Source organism: Xanthobacter lutulentifluminis, assembly GCF_043194675.2.
In the GTDB taxonomy this organism is placed as follows: domain Bacteria; phylum Pseudomonadota; class Alphaproteobacteria; order Rhizobiales; family Xanthobacteraceae; genus Xanthobacter.
In genome coordinates, this window is sequence record NZ_CM195525.1 from 4032447 (window position 1) to 4050575 (window position 18129).

An 18129-nucleotide genomic window follows, 5' to 3' on the forward strand; every position below is an offset into this window, starting at 1 on the left:
TCCTCACTTCTTCTTCACCGCCTTCGGATCGTCGAGGCTCGCCGAGCCCTCGACCTTGATCTGCAGCTTCAGGGCGGCGACGCCGCGCTCGATGGCGTGGGCCTGGGCGACCAGGGCGTCGACGCCGTCCTGGATCAGCTTGGCGCCCTTCTCGTTCCCCTCGGCCAGCATCATGTCGTAGTACATCTCGCCGCTGTCGGCGGTGTCCTTGATCTTCTTCAAGGCCGCCAGCGCCGCGTCGGACTTCTGGTCGATCTCGTCGGCGATCTTCGGGTCGGCGGCACGCACGAGGTCCGCCACCGAGGGGCCGGAGACGACGGTGCCGTCGGGCTTGGTGTAGCGGCCGTAATAGACGTCGCGGATGCCCACCTCGTCGTAATAGTGCGAATTGTGGGTGTTGTCGGAGAAGCAGTCCTGCTCCTCCTCGGTGTCGTGGAGGATCAGGCCGAGCTTCATGCGCTCGCCCGCCAGCTCGCCGTAGGAGAGCGAGCCGAGGCCGGTGAAGATGACCGCCAGCGCCGGCTTGTCCTTGTTCTTCAGCAGCGCGGTGCGCGCCTCGCCCTTGGGCCCCCAGGTGGCGGCCATGGCCTCGAGATCCGCCACCAGGGTCGCGGTGGCGACCTTCAGGTATTCGGCGCGGCGGTCGCAGTTGGCGTTGGTGCAGTTCTTCAGGTCGTAGTCGGTGTAGGGGCGGTTGCCGGCGCCGGGGCCGGTGCCGTTCAGGTCCTGCCCCCACAGCAGGAACTCGACGGCGTGCCAGCCGCTGCCCACGTTCGCCTCGACGCCGCCGGCGGTGTTGAGGTCATGCAGCAGGGCGGGGGTGATCTTGGAGACGTCGATGGTCTTCTTGCCGACGCGGATGGTCTTCGAGGCAATCACATTGGCGGTGTAGAGCGGATTTTCATCCGACTTCTCGCCGTAGCTCTTGCGGTCCACGTAGTCGATCAGCCCCTCGTCCAGCGGCCAGGAGTTGACGTTGCCCTCCAGCTTGTCGACGGCCTTGTTGCCGAAGCGGAACGCCTCGGTCTGGATGTAGGGAACGCGGGCGGCTTTCCAGGCGTCGCGGGCCTTGGCCAGGGTCTCGGCGGAGGGAGCGTCGAGGAAGGCGAGAATCGTCTTCTGCATGTCCTTCGCCGCGGCTGCGGAGGACTGGTACATGACTTCCGCGAGATTGGCATAATGGACAACGACGTCGCGCGGCTTGGGCGCATCGGCAAGAGCCGGCCCCGCAAAAGCTGTCACCACGGCGACGACTGCGCCAAGAACATGCGCGCGCATCGACCTGTTCTCCCCTGGACTGAATGAGGCAAAAAAGGTGCCCGGCACCCTTCGCGGGGCACCTTAGGGATGCGTTCGGGGGGCGGCAAGCGGTCGGCGTGACTATGGAATTGTTCCATTGTGTACCGGCACGCGAAGACTTGTCGGATTGAAGTCAAATTGTCGTCAACCTGACGCTGCTGCAGTCGATCTCCGCCATCCGGCGCCACGGTCAACGCGCCATGACATGACGCCCTTCGTGGGCGAGGCGCGAACACCTGCGCCACGTCCCCTCGATCCGGAACAGGGGATGTGAATGCCGCCGCGGGGTTGCGGGTTATTGGCCTTGTTTTTGATTTGAACAATTCAAAACAATGGCCCGCCCGGTGACAGCGCGGTGACGCGGGTGATAAGGTCGAGCCAAGTTGTCGCCGAGAATTCGCATTCCGTTACGTAAGACTTTTGCACTCTTGCCATGTTCCGTCGTTTGCCATGTCCCGTCGTTGCCGTTGCCACCCGTTTTTCGCCATCCACGCGCCGCAGCCGGATCTCAACGCCGACGGCGCGCGGCCCAGGAAGGAAGCCTGCCGATGATCGCCGCTCTCCTCATCGTCTTCCGCGAGGTGCTGGAAGCGGGCATCGTGACCGGCGTGGTGCTCGCGGCCTCGGAGGGAATCCCGCAGCGCGGTCGCTGGATCGCCCTCGGCATCTTCGGCGGCCTTGCCGGCTCTGCCCTGCTGGCCCTGTTCGCCGACCAGATCGCCAACACCTTCGAGGGGTCCGGACAGGACCTCCTCAACGCGGCCATCCTGTCGGTGGCGGTGGTGATGCTGGTGTGGACGGTGGTGTGGATGGCGAGCCACGGCCGCCAGATGGTGGCGGAGGTGAAGGAGGTGGGGCGCGCGGTGAAGGAAGGCCGCCGGCCGCTCGCCGCGCTGGCCATCGTGGTCGGCATGGCGGTGCTGCGCGAGGGCGTCGAGGTCGTGCTGTTCTGCTTCGGCATGGTGTCCACCGGAACCGAGACGTGGAGTTCCGTCGCGCTCGGCGGGCTCATCGGCCTCGCCGGCGGTGGGGCGGTGTCGCTGGTGCTCTATCGCGGGCTCGTCGCCATTCCGCTGAAGCATCTGTTCAAGGTCACCGCGCTGCTCATCACGCTGGTGGCGGCGGGCCTCGCGGCGCAGTCGGTCGGCATTCTCCAGGACGCCGGCTTCATCCAGGCGCTGGCCGATCCGGTGTGGAACAGCGGCTGGCTCCTCGCCGACGACAGCGCGCTCGGCCGCGTGCTGCGCACCCTCATCGGCTATCGCGCCGAGCCGACCGGGATGCAGGTGATCGCCTATCTCGCCACCGTGGCGGTGATCGTGGTGTTCTCCGCCATCGTCAACGGCCGGATCGGCGCCCCGGCCGCAGCCGCCCCGCGCCAGGCGCGGGCCTGAGAAGCGGGCGCCTGAGCGCGGTATCCGCCGGCCTTCCGATCCGGTATGCTCAGCACGGACCGAGCGCCGCGCGGGCGCCGCAGGAGGGAACCCCGTGACGAAGAAGGATGGCGCCCGCCTGTTCCTGCGCGTGGACTTTCCCGACGAGCGGGCGCTCGGCCCCGGAAAGATCATGCTGCTGGAGGCGATCCGCGAGCATCGCTCCATCCTCTCGGCCGCCAAGGCGGTGGGCATGAGCTACCGCCGGGCGTGGCTGCTGGTGGATGAGCTGGACCGCATGTTCGAGCAGCGGGTGATCGTGACCTTCCCCGGCCGCCGTGGCGCCGGCACGGAGGTGACGCCGTTCGGCGAGCGGCTGATCGCGCTCTATCGCGCCATGGAACGGCAGGCCGCCAAGTCCACGCAGGCGGCGGTGAAGGAGCTCACTCAGGCGCTTGCGGCGGAGTACCACCCGAGATCAGACGCAGCCCCGGAGGCGGGGCCGGCGGAGACACGGGGACGGGCGAAGGCGTCCTGAACTCCGCCCCGGGGGAATTGAAGCCCAGCGGCCGGCTGTCCACCGTCACCGCCTTGATCATCGCCCACACCGTCATGCCCGGTTCCAGCGCCAGACGCTGCACGCTCTCCTGCGTCACCAGCGCATGGATGCGGCCGCTGGCGAGGCTCACCTCCACGTCGGCGAAAGGCCCTTCCTCCCGCGTGATGCGGGCGATGGTGCCGGCGAGGCGATTCGTCACCGACACGTCGATGGGCCGGGACAGGGACAGGGATACGTCGCGCGAGCGGATGCGCGCCCGCGCCGGCGCCCCCACCGGCCGCCCCACCAGCGGCACGCGCAGCTCGCCGTCGGCGAACGCCACCGTGGACAGGCCGAACTCGGGATCATGCGCCGTCACGGTGCAGTCGATGATGGTGCCAACGTCGAACCGGCCGAGGATGGGCAGCAGCTCCGGTCGCGAGAGCACGTCGGTCAGGGTGCCGAAGGCGATGAGCTTGCCGTTCGCCACCGCCGCCACCGCGTCCGACAGGCGCAGCACCTCCTCCACCGAATGGCTCACATAGAGGATCGGCAGGCCCAGCTCGTCCCTGAGGCGCTCCAGATAGGGCAGGATCTCGCCCTTGCGCATCTCGTCCAGGGAGGCGAGGGGCTCGTCCATCAGCAGCAGGCGCGGCTGGGACAGCAGGGCCCGGCCGATGGCCACGCGCTGCTTCTCGCCGCCCGACAGCGTATGCGGGCGCCGCCGCAGCAGGTGGCGGATGCCGAGCATCTCCACCACCGCGTCGAAGCCGATGGTACGCGCCCTCCGCGCCCTCCGCTCGCCGTAGCGCAGGTTGTTCTCGACGGTCATGTGCGGGAACAGGCGGGCGTCCTGGAACACGTATCCGGCGCCGCGCCGCTCCATGGGCATGTCAATGCGGCGCTCGGAATCGAAGAACACCTCGCCGCCCACCGCGATCCGCCCGCGGTCCGGACGAAGCGAGCCCGCCACCAGCTGGATGATGGTGGTCTTGCCCGAGCCGGAGCGGCCGAACAGGGCCGTCACGCCCCGGTCCGGCGCCTCGAACTGCGCCTCCAGCGTGAAGCCGGTGCCGCGGGCGAGGGAGACGTCGATCTCGATCATATCTGCCCCAGGGCGTTCCGGATGCGCCGGTCGGCCATTTCGGCGAGGATCAGCGAGCCGAGCGCGAGGATCACCGAAACCACGGTGAGGCGCAGCGCCGCGGCGTCGCCGTCGGGCATGTGAGTGGCGCTGTAGATGGCGAGCGGGATGGTCCGCGTCTGCCCCTCGACGTTGGAGACGAAGGTGATGGTGGCGCCGAACTCGCCCAGCGCCGAGGCGAGCGAGATCAGGCTGCCGGAGAGCACGCCCGGCATCATCAGCGGCAGGGTGACGGTGAAGAAAGCGTCCATCCGGCTGGCGCCGAGGGTGCGGGCCGCGGTCTCGATGCCCCGGTCGATGCCGCCGATGGCGAGGCGGATGGCGTTGACGGTCAGCGGAAAGCTCACCACCGCCGCGGCCACGGTGGCGCCCGCCGTGGTGAAGATGAGGCGGATGCCGAACCACTCGTTGAGATACTGGCCGATATAGCCGCGCGTGCCCAGGGTGATGAGCAGCAGATAGCCCACCACCACCTTCGGCAGCACCAGCGGCAGATGGACGATGCCGTCGAACAGGCCCTTGCCGGGAAAGTCGAGGCGGGCCAGCACCCAGCCGACCAGGATGGCGGGCGGCAGGCTCCAGATGGTGGCCCAGAAGGCGACCTCGAGGCTGAGCCGCACGGCCGTCCATTCTTCAGGGGTCAGCATGAGGCGAGGTTCCGGATCGGCGGGAGGTTCGGGGCGCAGCAGCCGGAGCTTAAGCCAACCCCCGGACGGCGCGAAGCAATTCCCGTTCCGCCCCGCGCCCTGCCGGGCGGCCGGAGATCGCGCGTCCGGTCAGCTTGCGAGGCGAGCTGACCGGCGGGTGGCCACGGCCGGGGCGCAGGGGGGCGAGGCGAACGGGACGACGAGCTTCAGCGCACCGAGAAGCCGTACTTGGTGTAGATGGCCTTGGCCTCGGGCCCCTGCAGGAAGGCGAAGAAGTCGCGAGCCGCCGGGGTATCCTGTCCCTTCACCAGGGCGAAGGGATACTCCACCGGGGGATGGCTGTCCGCCGGGAAGACGGCGACGATCTTCACGTTCTTGGCGATGGCCGCGTCGGTGGCATAGACCACGCCGAACGGGGCCTCGCCGCGCTCCACCAGCGCCAGCGCGGCGCGCACGCTCTCGGCGCCGACGATGCGGGGGGCCACCTTGTCCCACACGCCGAGATTGGTGAAGGCGGTCTTGGCGTAGACGCCCACCGGGACGCTATCCACGAGGCCGGTTGCGATGCGGCCGTCCGGGCCGAGCAGCGCGTTGATGTCCATGCCCTTGGAGATGGTGACGGGCTTCGCCTTGTCGGCGGGCGCCACCATCACCAGCGAATTGCCGAGCAGCGTGACCCGGGTGGCGGGCAGGGTCAGGCCCTTGGTGTCGGTGTAGTCCATCCACTTCAGGTCGGCGGAGGCGAAGATGTTGGCGGGCGCGCCGGCCTCGAGCTGCTTGGCAAGGCCCGAGGAGGCGGCGAAGGAGAACTTGATCGGCGTGGTGTTGCCCTTGGCCGCATAGGCCTTGCTGATGTCCTCGAGGGCATTGGTGAGGCTGGCCGCCGCGAAGACGGTGACGTCCGGGGCCTGGGCGCGCACCGGCCCAAGCGTGGCCGCAAGGAGAAGGCCGGCGATCAGACCGCGGCGCAGGAAGAAACGGGACATGGCAATGGCTCCCCTTCTGCAATCATCCTGTGATATGTCCGCACATATACAGGATGCCGCTACGAAACAGAAGCGTCACGCTCCAGGCGTCACGCTTCTGTTGCCGTTTGCGGGGCAGGCTTTGTTGCAGTGCGGCATCTGGCCGCGGCAGGGCAGGGCTACCACCCCATCATCTTGAACGCGGCCGCTCCGGGCGCCAGCATGGCGAAGGCCCACACGGCCGCGCTCGCCAGATTGGCCAGCTGGAAATGGCTCTGGCGCATGGCCATCACCCCCGCCACCAGCGGCACCACGGCGCGCACCGGCCCGAAGAACCTTCCCACGGCCACGCCCCACACGCCGAAGCGCTGGAAGAAGTCCTCAGCCCGCGCCACCAGGTCCGGTCGGCGCGACAGGGGCCAGAAGCGCTTCGCCCGGTCCTTGTAGTGGAAGCCGAGCCAGTAGGAGATGGCGTCGCCCAAGGCCGCGCCACAGGCGGCGGCCAGCCAGATGGGGAAGAAATGCAGCCCGCTCGCCTCGATGAGCGCGCCGATGGCCAGCAGCAGCACCGTCGCCGGGATGAAGAAGGAGACCAGCGCGAGCGACTCGCCGAAGGCGAGGCCGAACACCACGGCGGGCGCGAGGGTGTGGTGTTCCTGAACGAAAGCGGTGGTGGCCGCGACGATGGACTGAACGTCGAACATGTCTCCTCCAGCCGGATGAGATTGGCGGCGCGGTCCCCTGGCGCAAGGGGGCGGGCCCGTGTCCGGCGTGCGGGCCGGTCCCTGATGGCCTGCCAGTGCGGCCGAAAAAGGGGCGGCCGCCTTGAAATCGTCATGGGGATGCGTCATATGCCTCTCGACGCGCGCCGGAGGCCCATTTCTCCCGCAGCGCGCCCGGGCCGCGTAGCGGAGACCGCCGGAGCTTCCGATCCTTGAGAAGCATCACGAGCGGCTTTGCCCGAATTCAACTTTTGCCCTCGGACACCCCTAGCCACGCGGGATGTCGCATTCCCCGCGAGCTGCGCCGCGCCCGACGCGTGCGCCGGTGTCGTTCGCATATGAAAGTCAGAGCTTGACCTCTTTTTCGACCCTCGGCCTCGCCGAGCCCATCGTTCGCGCCCTTACCGAGGCGCAGCACGTCACTCCCACCCCCATCCAGGCCGAGGCCATTCCGCAGATTCTCGCCGGTCGTGACCTGATCGGCATCGCCCAGACGGGCACTGGAAAGACCGCCGCCTTCGCCCTCCCCATCCTCGATCGCCTGGTGCGCCATCCGCGCCGTCCTGAGCCCAAGTCGGTGCGCGCGCTGGTGCTGTCGCCCACCCGCGAGCTGTCCGGCCAGATCGTGGACAATTTCGAGAAGTTCGGCCGCCACGCCCGCATCTCGGTGTCGCTCGCCATCGGCGGCGTGCCCATGGGCCGGCAGATCCGCGCCCTGGCACGCGGCGTGGACGTTCTGGTCGCCACCCCCGGCCGCCTGATCGACCTCGTCGAGAACAATGCGGTGCGGCTCGACCAGGTGGAGGCCTTCGTCCTTGACGAGGCCGACCAGATGCTCGACATGGGCTTCGTCCATGCCATCCGCGCCATCGTGCGCCGTCTGCCGCACAAGCGGCACTCGCTGTTCTTCTCCGCCACCATGCCGCCGGCCATCTCCGAGCTGGCCGGCTCCATGCTGCACAATCCGGCCCGCGTGGCGGTGACCCCCGTCGCCAAGACCGCTGACCGGGTGGAGCAGCGCGTGATCCTGGTGGACAAGCCCAACAAGGGCTCGCTCCTCGCCGAGGTGCTCTCCACCGAGGAGATCGACCGCGCCCTCGTCTTCGCCCGCACCAAGCACGGCGCCGACAAGGTGGTGCGCGTGCTCGCCAAGAGCGGCATCCGCGCCGAGGCGATCCACGGCAACAAGTCGCAGAACCAGCGCGACCGCGTGCTGGCGGCATTCCGCGAGGGCACCGTGCGCACGCTGGTGGCCACCGACATCGCCGCCCGCGGCATCGACGTGACCGGCGTGAGCCACGTCATCAACTACGACCTGCCCAACGTGCCCGAGAGCTACGTGCACCGCATCGGCCGCACCGCGCGCGCCGGCCGCGAGGGCATCGCCATCTCCTTCTGCGATCACGAGGAGAGGGCGTACCTGAAGTCCATCGAGCGGCTCATCAAGCTGCAGATCCCCATGACCGACCGACGCGGCAGCGGTGCGCGCTTCGCGATTCCCGATGCGGCGCCGATCATCCTCGACGAGCAGGACGAGACCGCCGAGCGCAACGACTACATCGGCCGCCCCGGCGGCCGGCAGGGCCAGCGCGGCCAGCGGTCCCGCAACGGCGAGCGCGGCGAGGCCCGCTCCGGCGAGGGGCGTGCCCGTTCCGGCCAGGGGCGTGGTGAAGGCCGCGGCGAGGGACAGTCCCGCGGCGGCGAGCAGCAGCCCCGTCCGCAGGGCGAGCGTCCCCGCAAGCCGCGCGGCGAGGGTCGTCCGGCCGACCGCGAGCGCACCGCCGAGGAGGCCGGCTCCGGCCGTCATGGCGGCCACCGCTCCGGTGGGCAGGGCGCCGGCCAGCAGGCGCGGGGCGATCGCAGCCCGCGCGGCGAGCGCGGCGAAAACCGCCTCGGCAGCGAGCTCGGCGGCATCGGCTTCATGCAGGCGGTTCCCGGGCGCGGTCCGCGTCCGGAGGGCCGTCAGGAGCCCCGTCGCGACGCGCGTCCCGGCAACGGCCAGATGAAGCGCCCCGCGCGCTGACGCTTTTTCGGGCGCGTGGCGGCCAAAAACCGCTCCGCGCCCAACTGGACTATGGGCTACCGGGCGTTTTCGTGAGATAAGCCCGCCAAATTCCGCCCCGCACGAGGGGGCCGCTGGAGACGACTATATGGCGAAGGAAGAACTGCTGGAGTTCGAGGGTACGGTGACCGAGGTCCTTCCGGACGGCAATTTCCGGGTGCGCCTCGACAACGATCATCAGATCCTGGCCTACGCGGCCGGCAAGATGAAGAAGAACCGCATCCGCACCATCGAGGGCGACCGCGTGGTGGTGGAGATGTCTCCCTACGATCTCGATCGCGGCCGGATCAACTTCCGCCACAAGGCCGAGGGCAACGCCCCGCCGCCCGGCGCCCGCCGCCAGCAGAATTTCCGCCGTCGCTGACGCGCCGCGCCGGCGGGTCGACCGCCGGGCGCAAGCGGATATCATCCGCCGACGGGATGCGCCGAGGGGGACGGCACCATGGAACTGCGGCTTGCAAAGGCGATCATGGTGGCGGCGCTGGCAGGCTTCTGCCTGATGGTCGCCTACGGCAACCTGGCCGACTACGAGTCCAACTACGAGTTCGTGCGCCATGTGATGAGCATGGACACGACCTTCCCCAACAACGCGCTGATGCACCGTGCGATCGTCGACCCGACCGCATGGCGCCTCGCCTACGCCGCCATCATCGCCACAGAGGCGGCGAGCGGCCTGCTGCTGGCCATCGGCGCCGTGCAGATGCTGGCCCGCCTCTCCGCTCCCGCCGCGCGGTTCGAGCGCGCCAAGCGCTTCGCCTATATCGGCGGCACCCTTGCCTTCCTGCTCTGGTTCCTCGGCTTCATGGTGGTCGCCGGCGAGTATTTCGCCATGTGGCAGTCGCACGACTGGAACGGACAGGAAGCTGCCTTCCGCTTCTATGTGGCGGTGCTGGGCGTCATGATCCTCGTGGCCCTGCCGGAGCGCGAGCCGGACGCCGGCTGAGCGCTGCCCTCCAGTTCGTTCGTGGCGCGCCGGTTGATCGTGCGTCGGCCTTGCCTCTTTCGCTTCCGCCGTTACCTTTGCCCCTGATCCGGCCAACCGGACGGGCGCCCGCATGCGGCGCGCAGGAAGCGGGAGGAGTTGCGTGTCCCCACCCTTCAGCGTGATCGCTGGCGGCCGCGAGGTGGCGCCGGGAGACGCCTCCCTCGCCGTGGCGCTGCGGGGGCTGCGCATCGCCTTCCCGGCACCCGGCGCGGCCACCCCGTTCGTCGCCGTCGAGGGCGTCGACCTTGATGTTGCGGACGGGGAGTTCGTCGCCATCGTCGGGCCCACGGGCTGCGGCAAGTCCACCCTGCTGAACGCCACCGCCGGCCTCCTCACCCCCGCCGCCGGCACGGTGAGCGTGCTCGGCGCGCCGCTGTCCGGGTTGAACCGCGCGGCCGGCTATCTCTTTCAGGCCGAGGCGCTGTTTCCGTGGAAGAGCGCGGTGGACAACGTGGCCATCGGCCTGGAAGTCGCAGGCACGCCGCGCCGCGAGGCCCGTGCCGCCGCCCTCGACTGGCTGAAGCGGGTGGGCCTTGCCGCCTTCGCCGACCGCTATCCCCACATGCTGTCCGGCGGGCAGAGGAAGCGCGTCGGCCTCGCCCAGGTGCTGATCCGCGATCCCAAGATCCTCCTGATGGACGAGCCGTTCGGCCCGCTCGACGCGCAGACCCGCCAGATCATGGGCGGCCTGCTGCTGGACCTGTGGAGCGCCGACCGCAAGGCCGTGATGTTCGTCACCCATGATCTGGAGGAGGCCATCGCGCTCGCCGATCGGGTGGTCATCATGGGGGCGGGGCCGGCCTCCCGCATCATCGGCGCCTGGCGGGTGCCGCTGGCGCGCCCCCGCGGCATCGACATCCGCCTCGATCCCGCCTTCCATGCCCTGCACCGTGAGATCTGGGACGCGCTGCGCGACGAGGTGGTGAAGGGCTATCGGCAGTCGGAGGCGGTGGGCTGATGCGCGCGCGCCTGTCCCTGATCGGCCTCCAGCTGCTGGTGGCGGTGCTGATCCTCGCGGTCTGGCATTTCGGCTCGACCGTGAAGGTGAGCCTTCCCGCCCTCTCGCCGAAGCCATTCTTCCCGCTCGATCCCTTCTTCTTCTCCACGCCGCTCGCCGTGATCGAGCGGACCTGGAAGGACTTCTACACCGGGGTCATCTGGTACCACCTCGGGATCACCCTGCTGGAGACGGCGCTGGCCTTCGTCATCGGCGCGGCGGGCGGGGTGGTGGTGGGCTTCTGGTTCGCCCGCAAAGCGCTGCTGGCCGCCGTGTTCGACCCCTATGTGAAGATGGCCAATGCGCTGCCCCGCGTGGTGCTGGCGCCCATCTTCGCCTTGTGGCTCGGCCTCGGCATCTGGTCGAAGGTGGCGCTGGGGGTGACGCTGGTGTTCTTCATCGTCTTCTTCAACGTCTATCAGGGCGTGAAGGAGGTGAGCCCGACCCTGCTCGCCAACGCCCGGATGCTGGGCATGAGCGAGCGCCAGCTCATGCGCAACGTGTTCTGGCCCTCGGCGCTGACCTGGATGTTCTCCTCGCTCCACACGGCGGTGGGGTTCGCGCTGGTGGGGGCGGTGGTGGGCGAATATCTCGGCTCCGCTGCCGGGCTCGGCTACCGCATCCATCAGGCGGAAGGGGTGTTCGACGTGACGGGCGTGTTCTCCGGCATGCTGGTGCTGGCGCTGTTCGTCATCGTCATCGACACGGCGGTCAGCGCCATCGAGCGCCGGCTGCTGGTCTGGCGACCCGCCCCTGCGGCCGGGGGCTGACACAGAACGGGCAACGGCCCGCAACCATAAAACGGGAGGATCACATGCGGATCATGAAGCTGGCTCCGGCCATCGGCGCGCTCGTGGCGCTGGTGCTCGCCGGGGCGCCGGTCGCGACGCCGGCCAGGGCGCAGACGGCGGAAAAGCCCAAGCTCACCCTCGGCGTCGGCGGCAAGCCGCTGCTCTATTACCTTCCGCTCACCATCGCCGAGCGGAAGGGCTTCTTCAAGGACGAGGGGCTCGACGTCACCATCAACGATTTCGGCGGCGGCGCGAAGTCGCTCCAGGCGCTGATCGGCGGCTCCATCGACGTGGTGACGGGCGCCTACGAGCACACCATCCGCATGCAGGCCAAGGGGCAGGACATCGTCTCTGTCATCGAACTCGGCCGCTTCCCCGGCATCGTGCTGGTGGCGCGCAAGGACCGGCCGATCAAGTCGGTGAAGGACCTGAAGGGCGCGAAGATCGGCGTGACGGCGCCCGGCTCCTCCACCAATTTCTTCGTCAACTTCCTGCTGGCCAAGGACGGGCTGAAGCCGGAGGACGTCGCCTTCATCGGGGTGGGCGGCGGAGCCTCGGCGGTGGCGCAGATGAAGCGCGGCGAGATCGACGCCATGTCGAACCTTGATCCGGTCATCACCAAGCTCGAGGATGACGGCGACGTGGTGGTGCTCGCCGACAGCCGCACCGAGGCCGGCAACGACAAGATCTTCGGCGGCGCCAATCCGGCCGCCGTGCTTTACATGAAGCGCGATTTCGTCACCGAGAACCCCGTCACCACGCAGAAGCTGGTGAACGCCTTCTACAGGACCCTGCAATGGCTGAAGACGGCGACGCCCGAGGATGTGGCGGCCGTGGTGCCGGAAGAATATCTCCTGGGCGACAAGGCGCTCTATCTCAATGCGGTCAAGAACTCCCTGCCGGTCTATTCGCGCACCGGCGTCATCCCCGAGCAGGGCATGAAAAATGCGCTCAACATGCTGGTGGAGTTTGATCCGGAGCTGAAGGCGGCGAAAATCGATCTGGCGAAAACCTTCGATGACCGGTTCGTAGCCAAGGCCTCTGCCGGCAAATAACGCCCACGCTACGTTGCAATGCAAAAGGGCGGCGGTGAAAAATCTTCGCCGGCGCCCTTGAACCGCCGCTTTTCGCGCCTATCTCTCCATCAACCCCAGCCGACGGATGTGGGCGCTGTTGCAAGCGCCGATGCTTCCGGGAGACGGACGGATGTACTCCGATCCCGCTCAGGCATGATACCGCGGCACGGGGTGTTCGTTCCTCCGCTTTCCATTTCCATGGATTTGCGGAGGGGCGAGCCGAGCGGACAAGTTCGTCGACGGCCTCTTCTTCGTTTCCTTCGGGCCGCGACGCAAAAGCCTCCCTTCAGCGAACTCGTCCTGAACTGCGTCCCGTTGCGCCGCGGCTCCCGCCGCGTGTCGCCGGGGCGATCGGCGCCTCCGGGTCAGACCCGCGGGCGTTCTACAGGAGGCCGCCATGGCCACGGGTACTGTCAAGTTTTTCAACGCCCAGAAGGGCTTCGGCTTCATCGTGCAGGATGAGGGCGGCCCCGACGTGTTCGTCCACATCTCCGACGTGGAGCGGTCCGGCATGTACGGGCTGAACGACGGCCAGAAGGTGTCGTTCGACGTGGTCCCGGACAACCGGGGCAAGAACAAGGCTGCGAACCTCGCCGCGCTCTGACGCGCAGGTTCCATCCGGACAAAGCAAAGGCCCGGCCGTCGCGAGACGGCCGGGCCTTTCGCATGTCCGGGGCAGGCTCAGCGCAGGACGTACACGGTCGTTCCGACGTGGACGCGGTTGTAGAGGTCCACCACATCCTCGTTGGTCATGCGGAAGCAGCCCGAGGACACCGCCTGGCCGATCGTCTCCGGCTCGTTCGAGCCGTGGATGCGGTAGAGGCTGGAGCCGAGATACATGGCGCGGGCGCCGAGCGGGTTGTCGATGCCGCCGGGCATGTAGCGCGGCAGGTCGGGCCGACGCTTCAGCATCTGCGAGGGCGGCGTCCAGGACGGCCACTCCTTCTTCGCGCTCACCGTCTTCACGCCGGACCACTGGAAGCCCTGCCGCCCCACGCCGATGCCGTAGCGGATGGCCTGACCGCGCGCGGTCACATAATAGAGCCGGCGCTCGGAGGTGCTGATGACGATGGTGCCGGGGGCGTACTTCGGATCGATGGAGGCCATCTGCCGTCCGACGGACGAGGAGCCGCCCACATAGGCGGTGTTGCCGCCCCCGAAGAGCTTGTTGAAGTTGAAGATGTCGTAGCGGTCATCGGCGCGGGCGGGAGCGGCCGCCGCGATGGTGGCCGCCACGGCGGCAAGGGCGAGAGTCTTGAGGTGCGTCATGGTTCTGCTGCTCGGCTGAGGAACAAGGATGCACTCGGGGGACGGACGAATTGCGCAAGAACGCAATTTTGTCGCCGCAAAATGGACATGACTGCAACCGCTTTGTGGCGAAGCGGTTCCGCTCGCACGGACCTGTGATGCGCTTTTGTGGTGCCCTGCGGCCTCACGGCCACGCTTAGACCTTGCCGGCTACCTCCGCGGCAAATGCGGCGAGGGTCGCGTTGAAGCGCTCCGGCGCCTCCAGGAACGGCGCGTGCCCCGCGTCCTCGTACAGGTCGAGCCGCGCGCCGGGCACCAGCTCGGCGATATGCCGGGCCATGGCCGGGGCCACCACCACGTCGCGGGCGCCATGCACCACCAGCGTGGGCACGTCCACCGCGCGCAGCACCGCCTCATAGTCCGACGACCGGTCGAACAGGGCCGCGCGCACCTCCACCGGCACCACCATGTTCACGCCGAACAGCAGGTCGAACAGCGGCTGCGGCAACGGCGCGGCGAAGCACTGGCCGAGGAAGGCGCGGGTGGCGCGCACGTTCTCCCTTAGGTCGGGGCTGCACATCTGCCGCATCAGCCGGTTGCAGCTGCCGTAGAAGCGCCGTTCGTTGGCGGTGGCTGCATCCACGAACACGATGCCGCCGATGGCGCCCGTGCCGAACGCCGCCAGATAGTCGCCGATGATGCGCCCGGCGTAGGACCAGCCGACCAGGATGGGGCGCTCCAGGCCGAAGCCGCGGATCACCGCATCCACCTCGCCGGCCCACAGGGCGGGGTCCTTGTAGCGGGCGGGGTCGGCCGGCTTGTCGGAGGCCCCATGGCCGCGGAAGTCGTAGGTGACCATGCGGCACCCCGCCAGCGCCGGGCTCGTCGTCTGGCGGGTCCAGCACAGGCCGGACTGGGAAAATCCGTGGATGAAGAGAATGTCGCGGCCGGCGGCGGCGCCATGCGCCTCGGCGGCGATCGAGATGCCGTCGGGCGTGGCGATGCGGGCGGCGCGGGGCGGGGGCAGGGGCTGGCTCATGGCCTATCCCTAGAGCATTTCCGCGGCTCGCCGGAAGCCGGAAATGGGCTCCGGAGACCAGCTTGCGCGCGCGTCTTCACGCAAGAGGTGAGCCGGCTCATGATTGGAGGCGGACGCCACGGCGCGGCGCGAGCTTGACCGGGGCGGCTTTTGGCGGGCGGCGGCGGGGTGCTATAGAGCGCGGCGACAGCGGAAGTCCCAGAAGGGGTCCTTGACCATGCGCAGTCACCTCCTTTCCAGAGCCGGCCTGTTGGCCCTTGCGGCCTGCGCGGGCGTCGCGCTCGGCGCGCCAGCCCGGGCGGCAGATCGCTACATGGCCACCGGCCTGCCTTTCTTCGATCCCTACCGCATCGCCATCGCGACGCTCGATGTGAACGGCGGCAAGGTTACCGGAACGCTGGTCCCGCCCGTGGGCGATCCGCGTCCCGCCTTGCCGCTCTCGGGCACGCTCGCAAACGGGGTGCTGAAGCTCACCGTCGGCCAGGGCGGGGAGACCTACAGCCTCGCCTTCAGCGAGAACGAGCGCGGCCTCCACCGCATCTTCGAGGAGACGGCGAGTGTGCCGGGGCTCGACGCGGTGAGCCTGTTCCGTCCGCAGGCCGGCTTCTCCGGCCCGGCGCTGGCGCTCCAGCACGATGCCGACAACTGGTGCGGCCTCGTCTACGGCGGCCTGACGGTGGAGCTGCGCGCCAAGGATCTTGCCGCGACGGCGGACGCCCCCGCCGCGCTGGCCGACCTCGACCTCATCGTCGTGCCCCAGCAGGGCGGCACGACGAAGGTGAAGCTGAAGGACGCCTGGAGCCGCCTGCGCCTCGCCGCCCGCTCGGGCGACGACGTGTCCGTGGACGTTGCGGTGCCGGTGGGCGCGGAGGCGCGCATCGCGGAGGAGCTTCGCCGCCTGCCGCAGGTCTCCGCCGTCATGCTCCCCTCCCTGTGCGGGGAGATGGCGCTGGCGGTGGTGCCGCGCGCGCGCCTCGCGGACGGGGATAAGGTGTCCGAGGCCAAGCTGAAGGGCTATGCGGAGACGGTGCTCAGCCGGCTGCTGTCGGGCGCGGCGCCGGATGCGGGCGCGCCGGGCCCGCGCAAGTTCCGCCTTTCCGGCCAGGTGGTGCCGGGCGACAGCGGCCCCGTCTATCGCGCCACCGTCACCGGCGAGGCCGAGGCGACGCGCCTCGGCAAGGGCAGCTTCGACCAGTTCACGCTGACCCTCCAGCCGGTGGTGACGCCCACCGACGCGGCCGACACCATCTCCCTCATTCCCGCCGTGAGCGAGCTGAAGGGCGCGAAGAAATCCGGCCCGCAGCCGCCGGCCGACGCCGCCTTCAAGCCGACCGACGATTCGGCGCAGGTGGCGGGCATCACCCAGCGCCTCGTGTCCTACATCGCGGCGGCAGAGGGCACGCGGTGCGGCTTCCTCACCCAGGCTTCGTTCGATGAGCCGGAGGACAGTCTCTCCTGCCTGAATATCGCCATCGATGATCCCAGTCACGCTGATGAGAACTGAGGCGGTGCAGCAGAATACTTCGCGCTGACAGTATCATATCGACCGTAGGCCTCGCCGTATCGACCATCTGGTCGTCGGCGGGGCCTTTTTTGTTGTGCATTTTATCTTTCTTTGTCCGGGCTCACGAGGCGGAACCATAGTTCCCGGGGTCCGTTGCTCTGACGGGGGATACAAGAAGGAGATCGTCTCATGAACAATCGTCAGCAGGGCGGACAGAACGAGGACGAGCGCAAGCGCGCCGAGCAGGCCGGCCAGAAGGGTGGGGAACAGCGCCAGCAGACCCAGCAGGAGCATGGCCGCGGCCAGCAGGGTGGGTCCGGCAGCTTCGCCGACGACAAGGACCGCGCCTCCGAGGCCGGCCGCAAGGGCGGCCAGAGCGCGCCGGATGAGAAGCGCTCGTTCTCGCAGGACCCCGATCTCGCCTCCGAAGCCGGCCGCAAGGGCGGCCAGCGCTGATCGGCCGCTGGCGCGCCGGTGCCGCGGGCGCCGGAGCGCCAGCCGTCAGCACCAATCCCGAGGAGGCAGGAATGGGTTTCTTTTCCAAGGATATCAAGACCATGGACGACCTTTTCGTCCACACGCTGCGTGACGTCCATTACGCGGAGCGGCGCATCCTGAAGGCGCTGCCGGAGATGATCGAGAAGGCGCAGAGCACGTCGTTGCGCCAGGCGTTCCAGTTCCACCTCGGCGAGACCGAGGAGCATGTGCGGCGCCTGGAAGAGGTGTTCCGGATGCACGGCGTCGCCGCCGAGACGGTGAAATGCCCGGCCATCGACGGCATCATCTCCGAGGCCGAGGACGTGGCAGGCGAGGTGGGGGATCCCGAGGTGCTCGACGCCGCTCTGGCGGCAACCGCGCAGGCGGTGGAGCATTACGAGATCACCCGCTACGGCACGCTCGTCTCCTGGGCCCGGCGTCTGGGGCGGGCGGACTGCGCGGCGATCCTGGAGCGCACGCTGGAAGAGGAGAAGGCGGCCGACGGCAAGCTCACCGCCATCGCCGAGGCGAAGCTCAACATGCGGGCGGCCGAGTAGCCTCCCGGCGGCCACCCCCGCACCGCCCGTTTTGAGGCCCGCGCCGTCACTCGCCCCTGCTTTCCGCAGGGGCTTTTTGTTGCGGTGGGGCTGGATCGGGGCCGCAGCGGGCGCCGCCCGCCCGCCGCACCGGAGCGTCGCGTTCAAATCGGCTCTGTGCTGCTTTGGGGAGCAATAACACCCGGTTTCGCTCCGTATAGAGCGGGCGAAAGGGGGATGGGATGAAATGTCCGCCTGTGCCTCTCCATGAGAAGGACCGGCTTGCCGCGCTCGACAGCTCTTGCCTCGCAGGACAGGGACCGCTCGCGGACCTGACCCCTCTCGTCGAGATGGCGCTGCGCATCTTCAACGTGCCCATGGCGGCCGTGAACATGATCGGCTCCGACAGCGTCTTCTTCGCCGCCATCCTCCAGATGGGCCGGGCGCTGGACATGGAGGTCATCGCGGAGGGCATCGAGAGCGAGGCCGAACGCGCCTGCCTGGCCGAGCGCGATTGCCCGCTGGGACAGGGCTATCTGTTCGGACGGCCCGAGCCGGCGCGGGAGTTCGAGCTGCGCCTCGGCGGGGCGGCGTTATCTGCGCCACCGAGAAAAGCCGGCCCCGGACGCGGCCGGCGCCACCACTAGGGCTGGGCCCGCCGCGCGCGGGGGGCTGGAGGCGGCTTCGGTCGAGCGCACGTGGACGAGCGGAAATCCCGATGCGGTC

The 18129-nt window shown here is 68.8% G+C and carries 20 protein-coding genes; 13 read left to right on the plus strand and 7 right to left on the minus strand.

Annotation, left to right across the window (positions count from 1 at the left end; all coding sequences use genetic code 11):
- Window positions 1-3 precede the first annotated feature (3 nt).
- On the minus strand, window positions 4-1278 hold the full coding sequence (locus tag V5F49_RS18710; RefSeq protein ID WP_394117844.1) for an imelysin family protein: 1275 nt from the start codon (window positions 1276-1278) through the stop codon (window positions 4-6).
- Window positions 1279-1847: 569 nt separating this feature from the next.
- On the opposite strand from V5F49_RS18710, the gene V5F49_RS18715 reads away from it, so the two are divergent.
- Both V5F49_RS18715 and V5F49_RS18720 read left to right on the plus strand, forming a co-directional pair.
- Entirely contained in the window at window positions 1848-2693 is an 846-nt protein-coding gene (locus tag V5F49_RS18715; protein ID WP_394117845.1) for an FTR1 family iron permease, read from the plus strand.
- Window positions 2694-2787: 94 nt separating this feature from the next.
- The gene (locus tag V5F49_RS18720) at window positions 2788-3210 is read left to right on the plus strand and encodes a winged helix-turn-helix domain-containing protein (RefSeq protein ID WP_394117846.1); all 423 of its coding nucleotides are present in this window, start codon (window positions 2788-2790) and stop codon (window positions 3208-3210) included.
- Here V5F49_RS18720 and modC read toward each other — a convergent pair.
- From modC to V5F49_RS18740, 4 genes are all read right to left on the minus strand, one after another.
- Window positions 3116-4312 (minus strand): molybdenum ABC transporter ATP-binding protein, encoded by a 1197-nt coding sequence (gene modC, locus V5F49_RS18725; protein ID WP_394117955.1) that lies wholly within the window; start codon window positions 4310-4312, stop codon window positions 3116-3118. The genes V5F49_RS18720 and modC overlap by 95 nt on opposite strands.
- Window positions 4312-5001 (minus strand): molybdate ABC transporter permease subunit, encoded by a 690-nt coding sequence (gene modB / locus V5F49_RS18730; protein ID WP_394117847.1) that lies wholly within the window; start codon window positions 4999-5001, stop codon window positions 4312-4314. Before modB ends, modC begins: the two co-directional genes overlap by 1 nt.
- 206 nt (window positions 5002-5207) lie before the next feature.
- Entirely contained in the window at window positions 5208-5987 is a 780-nt protein-coding gene (gene modA / locus V5F49_RS18735) for a molybdate ABC transporter substrate-binding protein (RefSeq protein WP_394117848.1), read from the minus strand.
- A 158-nt stretch (window positions 5988-6145) separates the two neighbouring features.
- On the minus strand, window positions 6146-6670 hold the full coding sequence (locus V5F49_RS18740; protein WP_394117849.1) for a DedA family protein: 525 nt from the start codon (window positions 6668-6670) through the stop codon (window positions 6146-6148).
- A 370-nt stretch (window positions 6671-7040) separates the two neighbouring features.
- Between V5F49_RS18740 and V5F49_RS18745 the strand changes: the two genes are divergently transcribed.
- The 7 genes from V5F49_RS18745 to V5F49_RS18775 all read left to right on the plus strand — a co-directional run bounded on the left by V5F49_RS18745 (window position 7041) and on the right by V5F49_RS18775 (window position 13203).
- The gene (locus V5F49_RS18745; RefSeq protein ID WP_394117850.1) at window positions 7041-8711 is read left to right on the plus strand and encodes a DEAD/DEAH box helicase; all 1671 of its coding nucleotides are present in this window, start codon (window positions 7041-7043) and stop codon (window positions 8709-8711) included.
- A 127-nt stretch (window positions 8712-8838) separates the two neighbouring features.
- Window positions 8839-9114 (plus strand): translation initiation factor IF-1, encoded by a 276-nt coding sequence (gene infA / locus V5F49_RS18750; protein ID WP_012115181.1) that lies wholly within the window; start codon window positions 8839-8841, stop codon window positions 9112-9114.
- Between the two features lie 78 nt (window positions 9115-9192).
- Window positions 9193-9693: a DUF2165 family protein gene (locus tag V5F49_RS18755; RefSeq protein ID WP_394117851.1), complete on the plus strand. Its 501-nt coding sequence runs from the start codon at window positions 9193-9195 to the stop codon at window positions 9691-9693.
- A gap of 208 nt (window positions 9694-9901) precedes the next feature.
- Window positions 9902-10693: an ABC transporter ATP-binding protein gene (locus V5F49_RS18760; protein WP_394117956.1), complete on the plus strand. Its 792-nt coding sequence runs from the start codon at window positions 9902-9904 to the stop codon at window positions 10691-10693.
- Window positions 10693-11502, plus strand: coding sequence for an ABC transporter permease (locus V5F49_RS18765; protein ID WP_394117852.1), 810 nt, complete (start codon window positions 10693-10695; stop codon window positions 11500-11502). The genes V5F49_RS18760 and V5F49_RS18765 overlap by 1 nt, the downstream gene beginning before the upstream one ends.
- Before the next feature lie 44 nt (window positions 11503-11546).
- Window positions 11547-12578, plus strand: coding sequence for an ABC transporter substrate-binding protein (locus V5F49_RS18770; RefSeq protein WP_394117853.1), 1032 nt, complete (start codon window positions 11547-11549; stop codon window positions 12576-12578).
- A 418-nt stretch (window positions 12579-12996) separates the two neighbouring features.
- Window positions 12997-13203, plus strand: coding sequence for a cold-shock protein (locus tag V5F49_RS18775; protein ID WP_394117854.1), 207 nt, complete (start codon window positions 12997-12999; stop codon window positions 13201-13203).
- 77 nt (window positions 13204-13280) lie between these two features.
- Here the strand turns inward: V5F49_RS18775 and V5F49_RS18780 are convergent, their stop codons facing one another.
- Window positions 13281-13868 carry a L,D-transpeptidase gene (locus V5F49_RS18780; protein ID WP_394117855.1) on the minus strand — a complete coding sequence of 196 codons (588 nt, stop codon included), beginning with the start codon at window positions 13866-13868 and terminating at the stop codon, window positions 13281-13283.
- 175 nt (window positions 13869-14043) lie between these two features.
- Window positions 14044-14886, minus strand: a complete 843-nt coding sequence (locus V5F49_RS18785; protein WP_394117856.1) for an alpha/beta fold hydrolase — start codon at window positions 14884-14886, stop codon at window positions 14044-14046.
- Window positions 14887-15097: 211 nt separating this feature from the next.
- Between V5F49_RS18785 and V5F49_RS18790 the strand changes: the two genes are divergently transcribed.
- From V5F49_RS18790 to V5F49_RS18805, 4 genes are all read left to right on the plus strand, one after another.
- The gene (locus V5F49_RS18790; RefSeq protein ID WP_509210713.1) at window positions 15098-16390 is read left to right on the plus strand and encodes a hypothetical protein; all 1293 of its coding nucleotides are present in this window, start codon (window positions 15098-15100) and stop codon (window positions 16388-16390) included.
- Window positions 16391-16579: 189 nt separating this feature from the next.
- Window positions 16580-16846, plus strand: a complete 267-nt coding sequence (locus V5F49_RS18795) for a con-10 family general stress protein (RefSeq protein ID WP_394117858.1) — start codon at window positions 16580-16582, stop codon at window positions 16844-16846.
- A 71-nt stretch (window positions 16847-16917) separates the two neighbouring features.
- A complete protein-coding gene (locus V5F49_RS18800) occupies window positions 16918-17424 on the plus strand; it encodes a YciE/YciF ferroxidase family protein (RefSeq protein ID WP_394117859.1) in 507 nt (168 codons plus the stop codon).
- 221 nt (window positions 17425-17645) lie between these two features.
- The gene (locus V5F49_RS18805; protein WP_394117860.1) at window positions 17646-18050 is read left to right on the plus strand and encodes an EAL domain-containing protein; all 405 of its coding nucleotides are present in this window, start codon (window positions 17646-17648) and stop codon (window positions 18048-18050) included.
- The last annotated feature ends 79 nt before the right edge of the window (window positions 18051-18129 follow it).

Coding starts and splice junctions, on each gene's coding strand:
- V5F49_RS18710 (WP_394117844.1), bottom strand. CDS start 1,278: ATGCGCGCGCATGTTCTTGGCGCAGTCGTCGCCGTGGTGACAGCTTTT.
- V5F49_RS18715 (WP_394117845.1), top strand. CDS start 1,848: ATGATCGCCGCTCTCCTCATCGTCTTCCGCGAGGTGCTGGAAGCGGGC.
- modB (WP_394117847.1), bottom strand. CDS start 5,001: ATGCTGACCCCTGAAGAATGGACGGCCGTGCGGCTCAGCCTCGAGGTC.
- modA (WP_394117848.1), bottom strand. CDS start 5,987: ATGTCCCGTTTCTTCCTGCGCCGCGGTCTGATCGCCGGCCTTCTCCTT.
- V5F49_RS18740 (WP_394117849.1), bottom strand. CDS start 6,670: ATGTTCGACGTTCAGTCCATCGTCGCGGCCACCACCGCTTTCGTTCAG.
- infA (WP_012115181.1), top strand. CDS start 8,839: ATGGCGAAGGAAGAACTGCTGGAGTTCGAGGGTACGGTGACCGAGGTC.
- V5F49_RS18755 (WP_394117851.1), top strand. CDS start 9,193: ATGGAACTGCGGCTTGCAAAGGCGATCATGGTGGCGGCGCTGGCAGGC.
- V5F49_RS18765 (WP_394117852.1), top strand. CDS start 10,693: ATGCGCGCGCGCCTGTCCCTGATCGGCCTCCAGCTGCTGGTGGCGGTG.
- V5F49_RS18770 (WP_394117853.1), top strand. CDS start 11,547: ATGCGGATCATGAAGCTGGCTCCGGCCATCGGCGCGCTCGTGGCGCTG.
- V5F49_RS18775 (WP_394117854.1), top strand. CDS start 12,997: ATGGCCACGGGTACTGTCAAGTTTTTCAACGCCCAGAAGGGCTTCGGC.
- V5F49_RS18780 (WP_394117855.1), bottom strand. CDS start 13,868: ATGACGCACCTCAAGACTCTCGCCCTTGCCGCCGTGGCGGCCACCATC.
- V5F49_RS18785 (WP_394117856.1), bottom strand. CDS start 14,886: ATGAGCCAGCCCCTGCCCCCGCCCCGCGCCGCCCGCATCGCCACGCCC.
- V5F49_RS18795 (WP_394117858.1), top strand. CDS start 16,580: ATGAACAATCGTCAGCAGGGCGGACAGAACGAGGACGAGCGCAAGCGC.
- V5F49_RS18800 (WP_394117859.1), top strand. CDS start 16,918: ATGGGTTTCTTTTCCAAGGATATCAAGACCATGGACGACCTTTTCGTC.
- V5F49_RS18805 (WP_394117860.1), top strand. CDS start 17,646: ATGAAATGTCCGCCTGTGCCTCTCCATGAGAAGGACCGGCTTGCCGCG.